General features: G+C 50.6%; 12 protein-coding genes. 7 read left to right on the forward strand and 5 right to left on the reverse strand.

The annotated features are described in order from the left end of the window. Positions 1 to 55: 55 nt before the first annotated feature. Genes hisD through hisIE form a run of 7 tightly spaced genes read left to right on the forward strand, consistent with a single transcriptional unit; the run spans position 56 to position 6,160 of the window. Complete coding sequence (gene hisD / locus NWP14_RS13110; RefSeq protein WP_375215452.1) at positions 56 to 1,360, forward strand: histidinol dehydrogenase; 1,305 nt, start codon at positions 56 to 58, stop codon at positions 1,358 to 1,360. Further along, on the forward strand, positions 1,357 to 2,418 hold the full coding sequence (gene hisC, locus NWP14_RS13115) for a histidinol-phosphate transaminase (RefSeq protein WP_095100929.1): 1,062 nt from the start codon (positions 1,357 to 1,359) through the stop codon (positions 2,416 to 2,418). The genes hisD and hisC overlap by 4 nt, the downstream gene beginning before the upstream one ends. Beyond that, positions 2,415 to 3,482, forward strand: a complete 1,068-nt coding sequence (gene hisB / locus NWP14_RS13120) for a bifunctional histidinol-phosphatase/imidazoleglycerol-phosphate dehydratase HisB (RefSeq protein WP_331834649.1) — start codon at positions 2,415 to 2,417, stop codon at positions 3,480 to 3,482. The genes hisC and hisB overlap by 4 nt, the downstream gene beginning before the upstream one ends. Continuing rightward, positions 3,482 to 4,072, forward strand: coding sequence for an imidazole glycerol phosphate synthase subunit HisH (hisH, locus tag NWP14_RS13125; RefSeq protein WP_045859512.1), 591 nt, complete (start codon positions 3,482 to 3,484; stop codon positions 4,070 to 4,072). Before hisB ends, hisH begins: the two co-directional genes overlap by 1 nt. Further along, complete coding sequence (hisA, locus tag NWP14_RS13130) at positions 4,072 to 4,809, forward strand: 1-(5-phosphoribosyl)-5-[(5-phosphoribosylamino)methylideneamino]imidazole-4-carboxamide isomerase (protein WP_375215453.1); 738 nt, start codon at positions 4,072 to 4,074, stop codon at positions 4,807 to 4,809. The genes hisH and hisA overlap by 1 nt, the downstream gene beginning before the upstream one ends. Next, positions 4,791 to 5,567, forward strand: coding sequence for an imidazole glycerol phosphate synthase subunit HisF (gene hisF, locus NWP14_RS13135; protein WP_375215454.1), 777 nt, complete (start codon positions 4,791 to 4,793; stop codon positions 5,565 to 5,567). Before hisA ends, hisF begins: the two co-directional genes overlap by 19 nt. Next, positions 5,561 to 6,160 carry a bifunctional phosphoribosyl-AMP cyclohydrolase/phosphoribosyl-ATP diphosphatase HisIE gene (gene hisIE / locus NWP14_RS13140; protein WP_346431073.1) on the forward strand — a complete coding sequence of 200 codons (600 nt, stop codon included), beginning with the start codon at positions 5,561 to 5,563 and terminating at the stop codon, positions 6,158 to 6,160. The genes hisF and hisIE overlap by 7 nt, the downstream gene beginning before the upstream one ends. Before the next feature lie 106 nt (positions 6,161 to 6,266). On the opposite strand, the gene NWP14_RS13145 is transcribed toward hisIE, so the two are convergent. The 5 genes from NWP14_RS13145 to NWP14_RS13165 all read right to left on the reverse strand — a co-directional run bounded on the left by NWP14_RS13145 (position 6,267) and on the right by NWP14_RS13165 (position 11,205). Continuing rightward, a complete protein-coding gene (locus tag NWP14_RS13145) occupies positions 6,267 to 8,024 on the reverse strand; it encodes a DUF2142 domain-containing protein (RefSeq protein WP_375215455.1) in 1,758 nt (585 codons plus the stop codon). A gap of 1 nt (position 8,025) precedes the next feature. After that, a complete protein-coding gene (locus tag NWP14_RS13150) occupies positions 8,026 to 8,421 on the reverse strand; it encodes a GtrA family protein (protein ID WP_375215456.1) in 396 nt (131 codons plus the stop codon). Position 8,422: 1 nt separating this feature from the next. Beyond that, positions 8,423 to 9,367 (reverse strand): glycosyltransferase, encoded by a 945-nt coding sequence (locus NWP14_RS13155; protein ID WP_375215457.1) that lies wholly within the window; start codon positions 9,365 to 9,367, stop codon positions 8,423 to 8,425. A 121-nt stretch (positions 9,368 to 9,488) separates the two neighbouring features. Then, positions 9,489 to 10,349 carry a glycosyltransferase gene (locus NWP14_RS13160; protein ID WP_095100923.1) on the reverse strand — a complete coding sequence of 287 codons (861 nt, stop codon included), beginning with the start codon at positions 10,347 to 10,349 and terminating at the stop codon, positions 9,489 to 9,491. After that, complete coding sequence (locus tag NWP14_RS13165; RefSeq protein WP_375215458.1) at positions 10,315 to 11,205, reverse strand: glycosyltransferase family 2 protein; 891 nt, start codon at positions 11,203 to 11,205, stop codon at positions 10,315 to 10,317. Before NWP14_RS13165 ends, NWP14_RS13160 begins: the two co-directional genes overlap by 35 nt. Positions 11,206 to 11,230 lie beyond the last annotated feature (25 nt).

The raw sequence follows: 11,230 nt of genomic DNA on the forward strand, positions 1-11,230 counted from the left end.
CAGCCAGCACGGGCCCCACCGGGCCTGTCTCAAAGAGTAAACAGGGGAAACTATCATGAGCTTCAACACAATCATCGACTGGAATAGCTGTAGCGCCGAACAACAGCAACAATTATTAATGCGCCCGGCGATTTCCGCTTCCGACAGCATCACGCGTACCGTTGCTGAGATCCTTGATAACGTCAAACAAAACGGTGACGCGGCGCTGCGCGAGTACAGCGCAAAGTTTGATAAGACCGACGTCAAGGCGCTGAAGGTCAGCGACGAGGAGATTGCCGCCGCCGGCGAGCGCCTGAGCGACGAGCTCAAGCAGGCTATGGCGGTTGCGGTACGCAATATCGAAACCTTCCACAACGCCCAGCAGCTTCCGGGCGTGGACGTTGAAACGCTGCCGGGCGTGCGCTGCCAGCAGGTCACCCGACCCATTGCCTCCGTCGGCCTCTATATTCCCGGCGGCTCCGCCCCGCTGTTCTCTACCGTATTAATGCTGGCGACGCCGGCGCGCATCGCCGGCTGTCAGCAGGTGGTTCTGTGCTCGCCGCCGCCCATCGCCGATGAAATTCTCTATGCCGCCCAGCTGTGCGGCGTGCGTAACGTCTTTAACGCCGGCGGCGCGCAGGCGATTGCGGCGCTGGCTTTTGGCAGCGAATCGATTGCCAAAGTGGACAAAATCTTTGGCCCGGGTAACGCCTTCGTGACCGAGGCTAAACGTCAGGTCAGCCAGCGTCTCGACGGCGCGGCGATCGATATGCCCGCCGGCCCGTCCGAAGTGTTGGTGATTGCCGACAGCGGCGCGACGCCGGACTTCGTGGCGTCAGACCTGCTGTCACAGGCCGAGCACGGCCCGGATTCGCAGGTTATTCTGCTGACCCCGGATGCCGAAATGGGCCGCCGCGTAGCGCAGGCCGTTGAGCGCCAGCTGGCGGAGCTGCCGCGGGCGGAAACCGCTCGCGAGGCGCTCTCAGCCAGCCGCATCATCGTGGCGCGCGACCTCGCGCAGTGCGTGGAGATCTCCAACCAGTACGGCCCGGAGCACCTGATTATTCAAACCCGCAGGGCGCGCGAGCTGGTCGACAGCATCACCAGCGCCGGGTCGGTGTTCCTCGGCGACTGGTCGCCCGAGTCGGCGGGCGATTACGCCTCCGGCACCAACCACGTGCTGCCGACCTACGGCTATACCGCCACCTGTTCCAGCCTCGGCCTGGCGGATTTCCAGAAGCGCATGACGGTGCAGGAGCTGTCGCGCGAAGGCTTTTCCGCCCTGGCGTCAACGATTGAAATTCTCGCCGCCGCCGAGCGCCTGACCGCCCACAAAAATGCCGTTACGCTGCGCGTTGCAGCGCTTAAGGAGCAAGCATGAGCATCGAAGATTTAGCCCGCGCTAACGTCCGTGACCTGACGCCATACCAGTCTGCTCGCCGCCTGGGCGGTAAAGGCGACGTCTGGCTCAACGCCAACGAATTCCCGACCGCCGTTGAATTCCAGCTAACTCAGCAAACGCTGAACCGCTACCCGGAAGGCCAGCCGAAAGCGGTGATTGCGAACTACGCGCAGTATGCCGGGGTTAAGCCCGAGCAGGTTCTGGTGAGCCGCGGCGCCGATGAAGGCATTGAGCTGGTGATCCGCGCCTTCTGCGAGCCGGGAGAGGACGCGGTGCTCTACTGCCCGCCAACCTATGGCATGTACGGCGTCAGTACCGAAACCTTCGGCGTGGATCGCCGGACGGTGCCGAGCCTGAGCGACTGGCAGCTCGATCTCCCCGGCATCGCCGCCAATCTCGACGGCGTGAAGGTGGTCTTTGTCTGCAGCCCCAACAACCCGACCGGCCAGGTGATTAACCCCGACGATATGCGCGCGCTGCTGGAGATGACCCGCGGCAAGGCGATTGTCATCGCCGACGAAGCCTATATCGAGTTCTGCCCGCAGGCGACGCTGGCCGGCTGGTTGAGCGACTACCCGCACCTGGTGGTGCTGCGCACGCTGTCGAAGGCCTTTGCCCTCGCCGGACTGCGCTGCGGCTTTACGCTGGCTAACGCCGAGGTGATTAGCCTGCTGATGAAGGTCATCGCCCCCTACCCGCTCTCCACGCCGGTCGCCGATATCGCCGCCCAGGCTCTCAACGCCGAGGGTATTGCCGCCATGCGCGCCCGCGTCGCCCAGATCGTAGACGAGCGTGAGTACCTGATTGGCCAGCTGCGCGGCATCGCCTGCATTGAGCAGGTTTTCGATTCCGAGACCAACTACATCCTCGCGCGCATTAAAGCCTCCAGCGCGGTATTTAAATCTTTGTGGGATCAGGGCATTATCTTACGAGACCAGAATAAACAACCCTCATTAAGCGGCTGTTTGCGTATCACTATCGGTACCCGTGCAGAGAGCCAGCGCGTGATTGACGCTTTGACTGCGGAGAATGTATGACCCAGAAGTTTCTCTTTATTGACCGTGACGGTACGCTGATTTCCGAGCCACCGGTTGATTTTCAGGTAGACCGCTTTGAAAAGCTGGCCTTTGAGCCACAGGTGATCCCTGCGCTGCTGAAGCTGCAGCAGGAAGGCTATCGGCTGGTGATGATCACCAATCAGGATGGTCTGGGCACCGACAGCCTGCCGCAGGATGAGTTTGACGGCCCGCACAACCTGATGATGCAGGTGTTTGCTTCCCAGGGCGTGAACTTTGAAGAGGTGCTGATTTGTCCGCACCTGCCGACGGAAGGCTGCGACTGCCGCAAGCCGAAAACTCAGCTGGTGCTGCCGTGGCTGGAAGAGGGCGTGCTGGATAGGGCCAACAGCTACGTCATCGGCGATCGCGCCACCGACATCGAGCTGGCGGAAAATATGGGCATTATCGGCCTGCGCTACGACCGCGAGACCCTCGACTGGCCGACCATTTGCGAGCAGCTTACCCGCCGCGACCGCTATGCCCACGTTGAGCGCATCACCAAAGAGACCCAGGTCGATGTAAAAGTCTGGCTGGATCGCGAAGGCGGCAGCAAAATCCACACCGGCGTCGGCTTCTTCGATCATATGCTCGATCAGATCGCCACCCACGGCGGCTTCCGCCTGGAGATTAACGTCGGCGGCGACCTCTATATTGACGATCACCACACGGTGGAAGATACCGGCCTGGCGCTGGGCGAAGCGCTGAAGCTGGCGCTGGGCGATAAGCGCGGCATCAGCCGCTTTGGCTTTGTGCTGCCGATGGACGAGTGTCTGGCCCGCTGCGCGCTGGATATTTCCGGGCGTCCGCACCTCGAATATAAGGCCGATTTTGCCTATCAGCGCGTCGGCGACCTGAGCACCGAGATGGTGGAGCACTTCTTCCGCTCGCTCTCCTACACTATGGCGGTGACTCTGCACCTGAAAACCAAGGGCAAGAACGACCACCATCGCGTCGAGAGCCTGTTTAAAGCCTTTGGCCGCACGCTGCGTCAGGCGATCCGCGTGCAGGGCGACACGCTGCCATCTTCGAAAGGGGTGCTGTAATGAACGTGGTGATCCTCGATACCGGATGCGCCAACCTCAATTCGGTGAAATCGGCGATTCTCCGCCACGGCTATCAGCCGGCGGTGAGCCGCGATCCGGACGTGGTGCTGCGCGCCGACAAGCTTTTTTTACCCGGCGTGGGCACCGCCCAGGCGGCAATGGACCAGCTGCGCGACCGCGAGCTGATTGAGCTGGTTAAGGCCTGCACCCAGCCGGTGCTGGGGATCTGCCTCGGCATGCAGCTGCTTGGCCGGCGCAGCGAAGAGAGCAACGGCGTCGATCTGCTGGGCATTATTGCCGAAGACGTGCCGAAGATGACCGACCACGGGCTGCCGCTGCCGCATATGGGCTGGAACCGCGTGTACCCGAAAGCGGGGAATCGCCTGTTCAGCGGTATCGAGGACGGGGCTTATTTCTATTTCGTCCACAGCTACGCGATGCCGGTCAATCCGCACACCATTGCGCAGTGCAACTACGGCGAGCCGTTCACCGCTGCGGTACAGCAAGATAACTTTTTTGGCGTACAGTTTCACCCGGAGCGCTCGGGCAGCGCCGGCGCCCAGCTGCTGAAAAACTTCCTGGAGATGTGATGATAATTCCGGCTTTAGATTTAATTGACGGTACGGTTGTCCGTCTCCACCAGGGCGATTACGGCCAGCAGCGCGACTACGGCAACGATCCGCTGCCGCGCCTGCAGTCCTACGCCGCCCAGGGCGCGGAAGTGCTGCATCTGGTCGATCTCACCGGCGCGAAAGATCCCGCAAAGCGTCAGATTTCGCTGCTCAAAACCCTGGTTGCCGGCGTTGACGTTCCGGTGCAGGTCGGCGGCGGCGTGCGTACGGAAGAGGATGTCGCGGCCCTGCTGGATGCCGGCGTCGCGCGCGTGGTGGTAGGCTCTACGGCGGTGAAATCGCCGGAGACGGTGAAGGGCTGGTTCAAACGTTTCGGCCCGCAGCATCTGGTGCTGGCGCTCGACGTACGTATCGATGCAGAAGGTAATAAGCAGGTGGCGGTCAGCGGCTGGCAGGAAAACTCTGGGGTAACCCTTGAGGAGCTGGTGGAAAGCTATCTGCCGGTTGGCCTGCAGCACGTGCTGTGCACCGACATCTCCCGCGACGGCACCTTAGCCGGTTCCAACGTCTCTTTATATAAAGAGGTGTGCGCTCGCTATCCGCAGGTCGCGTTCCAGTCTTCCGGCGGCATCGGCGATCTTAACGATATCGCCGCGCTGCGCGGAACCGGCGTTCGCGGCGTCATTGTCGGGCGCGCCCTGCTGGAAGATAAATTCAACGTAACGGAGGCCATTCAATGCTGGCAAAACGGATAATCCCCTGCCTCGACGTTCGCGACGGCCAGGTAGTGAAAGGCGTGCAGTTCCGTAATCATGAAATCATCGGCGATATCGTCCCGCTGGCGAAGCGCTACGCCGACGAAGGCGCGGATGAGCTGGTCTTCTACGATATCACCGCCTCCAGCGACGGTCGGGTGGTCGATAAAAGCTGGGTTTCCCGGGTGGCGGAAGTTATCGATATTCCGTTCTGCGTCGCCGGCGGGATTAAATCGCTGGAAGACGCGGCGCAGATCCTCTCTTTTGGCGCAGACAAGATTTCGATTAACTCCCCTGCCCTGGCCGATCCGACGCTGATTACCCGCCTCGCCGATCGCTTTGGCGTGCAGTGCATCGTGGTGGGTATCGATACCTGGTTCGACGTCGATAGCGGCAAGTACCACGTTAATCAGTACACCGGCGACGAAGCCCGCACCCGGGTTACCCAGTGGGAAACCCTCGACTGGGTAGAGGAAGTGCAGAAGCGCGGGGCCGGAGAGATCGTGCTGAACATGATGAACCAGGACGGCGTGCGTAACGGCTACGATCTTGAGCAGCTGAGTAAAGTCCGCGCCGTGTGCCACGTGCCGCTGATCGCCTCCGGCGGCGCCGGCACCATGGAACACTTCCTTGAAGCCTTCCGCGACGCCAACGTCGACGGCGCATTGGCCGCATCGGTGTTCCACAAACAGATTATTAATATTGGCGAACTGAAAGCGTACCTGGCAGCACAGGGCGTGGAGATTAGGGTATGTTAACTGAACAGCTGGACTGGCAAAAAACCGACGGCATGATGCCGGTCATCGTACAGCACGCTATTTCCGGCGAAGTACTGATGCTTGGCTACATGAATCAGGAAGCGCTGGCGAAGACCGAAGAGAGCGGGAAAGTGACCTTCTGGTCGCGCACCAAACAGCGTCTGTGGACCAAGGGCGAAACCTCCGGCAATTTTCTCAACGTGGTGAGCATTACCCCGGATTGCGACAACGATACCCTGCTGGTGCTGGTTAATCCGATTGGCCCAACCTGCCATAAGGGCACGTCCAGCTGCTTCGGCGAAGCGGGACATCAGTGGCTGTTTCTGTATCAGCTGGAGCAGCTGCTGGCCGAGCGGAAGCACGCCGACCCGGAGAGCTCCTATACCGCGAAGCTGTATGCCAGCGGCACCAAGCGCATTGCGCAGAAGGTCGGGGAAGAAGGCGTGGAAACGGCGCTGGCCGCGACGGTGCATGACCAGTTTGAGCTGAAGAACGAAGCGTCGGATCTGATGTATCACCTGCTGGTGCTGCTGCAGGATCAGGGGCTGGATTTGACGGCGGTGATAGAGAATTTGCGCAGTCGGCATAAATAAGGAAAAAGGATGTTGGGGCAACCCCAACATCCTTTAATAAAAAAGCAGCAACCGTATTTTAAAAACGCGTAAATTACATATCTTAGTTAAACATTCTAAGAGCGTGTCAATAATAATCGATTACCATCTTAGGCACTTTCACACTATCTAAATTACGCTTAAATTCCCAGATCACTAACGGTTGGCTACCGTTTTCAGGCACGAATTTAAAATGTAATTGCAAATCATGGTTTGCAATATTAAGTGGTTTATTAAACTTAAATTCAACAAAGGAGTTATCCACCATATTGTTAATGTTCAAGCTGGTCTCAACACATTGGTTACCACTGCATGCATTCAGCGAAGCATTACCTTTACTCGCGTTATTATAATTTGCCATGTAAAACGAGATTGACTTGACCGAACCTTCAGGCACATCCAGATGATACTGGACAACCTCATCTGCTTTAATATTTTTAATTTCAGCAACGCTGGATATTTCACGGGTATGCGGCAACTTAACCTGTGAGCTAAGGTAACGGTGAGTCATACTAGAGTGAATCGTATAGGTTGAAAAAACTGTCAGCAATAAAATTAAAAATACGTATTTACTTTGATGTTTTGCGTTAACAGAAAACGTATAGCCAAAGATAATTGCCGGAATAATAAAATAGCGGCCCTGAACACCATCAATATACGTCGCAGGGAATGACGTCCATTGCACAAGTAATGCCGGGAAGATGAGTAGTGCACCAGACAACGCTAACAGGATAATAAAAACTTCAAATTTCCCCGCCCGATTGTTCTCGCGAAGAATCAAAGACGATAAAAAAATAAACAACATCGATATCGTAAATATGTTACGTTGATTATCTTTTATCGGAACATCCAGAGAGCCAAGAACGCCTATAAATGAGTGATAATAACCGGTTACCAACCCAGAGTTGGTCAGCGTGTTAAAAATAACTGAGACAAGCTCAACTGGATGGCTAATATAATAAATAATTAGCTCAAAATTAGAATACCCCGGATGGCGTCCCATAGCTGAATCATGGACACTGATGATATTAAAAATCGTCCAACCGAATGTAGAAGTTATCAGTAATATAAATAATACTAGATTTGATTTCTTTTTATTAGAGTAATATAGCCACAGTGGAATGAACGACATCAGGAGCAAGTTTGCACGACTACCTGCCGAAGCAAAAATACACACTGACATCAAAACCAACAATGGTAGATATTTTTCAGTCTGAGGATTTTTCTCAAGCTTAAAGAGGATTGAAAGTGCCAGAGTCGTTAATGCTACACTTATTCCGTCGATCGTTGGTGACATTAATTGATAGGCCATCATCGGCATAGTAATAAAGAACATAGCCAGTGGTGGTATAGGATAGATAAAATATGCAATAAATAACAACGCTATACAAACAGCAAATGTTAAGTAATTGCTGATTATATATGTATCATAGAAATTAATGTCAAGGGCTTTGCCGATAGCATAGGCCAGCGATTGTGGAAAATAAACAAGAGGGGCATAAAACGTAACATTAGGAATTTGAATAGCAGAATCATGCCCAGACCATTTTAGTTCCTTCATCTTATCGATACCGGATTTAAACGATCTTGCATCACCAGAATCGGCGATTTCATCACGATATATTTTTGCAGCATCAAACAAGGATTGATCAACATAAGTACCTGAAGTGCCATCATCACCAACAGGCTTCAATAACATGTATCCGTTCAAAATTCCATAAGCTCTCGCCGTATGATTTAGCTCATCAGGAGAACCAAACGGAGGTTTTACGATTAAAACCCATGATAAACAAATCATCAATAGCGCAAATATACCGGATAAACACAGCTTCTGTCGCAAACCCATCTTATCTTGCCTTAAATATTAATAATTTCGTAATTGCAAAGTTAAAGATCATTCCTGCAATACTCCCTAATGCAAGAGCAATTAACAGATACCCTGCTGATTTACCTAGAGTTACGACAACCAAAGAATAAACAGCGAGGTTTACCCCTCCCCCAACCAGCATACTCATCACATAGCTGATAAATTCTTTAAAAATACTCTTCGGCCTGGCAGAAATATTAAAGGTAAATGTCCGATTTAAGATCCATGTGGCACAAACAGCACAGAAAAAGGAACATAGCCGTGCAAGATAAGGACCCAAAGATGACTTCAATATATATAAGAAGCCAGCATCAACAACAAAACCAGCTATCCCCACCAAGCCAAATTTAATGAACTCCTTTTGAATCGAGGTCATTTTACTTCCTGTCAATGTTAGCGATCATCAGATATGCTAATCTCCTGCTTTCATGCCGGCCGATGTTAACATTGTCCAGAATTAGGCCACAGGCGATTGATAAGAACATTGCCAGCATCAACAATGCTGAGAGTATAGCCGTTGGCAGACGTGGTACTAAACCGGTCTCCAAATATTCGGCAAACACAGGGAAAGAAAGCGTCATTGATGTGATAAACAGCACCACCGCAATAATGCTAAAGAAGAAGAGAGGTTTTTCCCTCATAAAAAGTCTGAAAATAGTTTTTAAGATCCGAAAGCCATCTTTATAAGTTGAAAGTTTACTGGTCGAACCTTCTGGCCTTTCACCATACGCAGTGATGATTTCACCATACGGCATGCGTAATTCAAGTGCATGAACTGTCAGTTCAGTTTCAATTTCAAAACCTTTTGATAAAGCAGGGAAAGATTTTACATATCTGCGGGTAAATGCCCGATAACCTGAAAGCATATCAGTGAATTGACCGCCAAAGATCTGCGTAACGCTTTGGGTTAAGAGTTTATTGCCGAACTCATGTCCTAATCGATAGGCATTAATATTTTCTTCCGCAATAACTTTTCTGCAACCAACAACCATATCTAGTCGTGAATCAATTAATTCATCAACTAACTCATTGACAGAAGTCGCGTCATAAGTGGCATCACCATCCACCATGACATAAACATCCGCATCAACATCAGCGAACATTCGTCTTACAACATTCCCCTTACCTTTTTGCTTTACACTAATTACCTGAGCTCCAGACCGCAGCGCTTCACTTTGTGTATTATCCGTTGAGCAATTATCAAAAACGTAAGCGTCAATTTCAGGCATTTGCTGTTTAAAGTCGCTGACCACCTGGTAGATAGTTTTTTCTTCGTTATAACATGGAACAATTAAAGCAACACTTAACCCACGGTAAAGCATTATATTTTCCTTTAAAATAAATATAACATTTCTACTTAATTATTAATAAAATTATATATATCTAAATATATTTTTTAATTTAACCAGAAAATTAAACTGGCAATATACATGGGAAATAAAATTATAAAATCTTCCACCCATGTTTTCTGAAAAACTTCACCATTGATGACGTAAAGAAGAGAATATGTTTAATTCCTTTTCTCGATACGTTTCCGCCATGATGCAGCATCCTAACTTCAGGCACATAGGCCACATCCGTCATTTTACTGGCTCTTAGACTTAAATCAGTGTCTTCAAAATATAAAAAGAAGTCTTTATCAAAGCCCCCTAAAGCAGTCAGCACTGAAGTTCTAAAAAGCATAAAACAACCAGTGACAATTGGCGGATTCCATAGAATGGTTTCAGCCTGCATTTCATCCTTCATGCAATAATATTCTAGCTTCTTTCTGAACATGTCCTGAATAAATTTTGGTGCAAAAGCGCGAATCAACAGAACAGATACATCAGGATATCTTTTACACAGATACTGACGGTCGCCATTTCTCCAATGACACTGTGGTGATAGCAATCCGCAATGTGTGTTTTGCTCCATAAATTCGAATGCAACACGTAAAGAATCAGGTGCAAACTCAATATCAGGATTTAACACCAGATGGTAATCAAAGTCTGAATCGATAGTTAAATTATGAGCGCGACCATACCCTAAATTCTCACCAGTAATAGTGACAGTACAGAATGGATATTGCTTTTCAACCTGTCGATGTATTTCTGTTTTCTCTTTATAACCGTTTTCAATAATCGCAAATTTATAGTTCAAATAGGGTGTTTTTTGTGCTGCGATGAGAAAGGAATCTACTAACGAGAATATATCACCATCGATATAATAAGTAACAATCGAGATTTTAACAGATACTTCTTTGTCCACAACATTATACCCACTGCAGTTATCACTTATATTTCCCGCTGATATTCCTGAAAGCATCAAGAAACCCCTTTGAAATCATTTTTATCTCCAAGCTTTTATTTTCAGCTGAGAGAATAAAAACAGCTAACTTAGCAACTAACTTATAGGCATCCAGAAACTTCCAGTTAACCGGGATATAATTTCTTTTATACAACAATATTGCATTACGCACCTGATAGTAATGACGCACAGGAGCATGGATAGCCACACTGCGATTGAAGACTGCAACCCGGCGCTCTCCTAATGAGTGCGTCATACCAGCATTTAATACGCCGTAGCAGCGTAACCCCTGATGGCGTGCACGTAGTGACCACTCAACATCAACATAGTCAATAAACAGCGAGTCATCCATGCCACCAATTTTTTCAAAAACTTCGACTGGTATTAATGACCCGGAAGCAATTAAATGGTCAACATCGACACATCCGGAGCTATCGGCCTCAAGGTTTTTATTCACCCGAAGTCCCTCTACGCGAATAAAGCGAGAGTGTTTGGCGCCATTGCTATCAATAAATACAGGACCAACAGCAGCAGCATCATCGTGCAGCCGAAGTGCCTGATAAAGTATATCGACCATATTATCGGAAGGTATACTATCTTGATCCATCAAGAGAACATACCTGTAGCCTTGTGCCCTGGCATACTGAATCCCATGGTTCTGAGCAGTCGCAATCCCAACATTGCTACCAATTAAACGGAGGTTCACAGTTGCTGTTTCTTGCTGTAATAGCGCTGAAATCTCAGCGCTATTGTCTGACCCATTATCAACAATCAAAATATCAACACCGCTGCTATCTAATTGTCTAATCTGTGTCTCTAAACGTTCAATTTCAGGATTAAATGTTATCGTAATTGCAAGAATTTCATTACTCACAAGTAATATCCATAAAAGGGCCAAA

It is taken from the genome of Klebsiella sp. C349492, assembly GCF_042055345.1.
Taxonomy (GTDB): domain Bacteria; phylum Pseudomonadota; class Gammaproteobacteria; order Enterobacterales; family Enterobacteriaceae; genus Klebsiella; species Klebsiella scottii.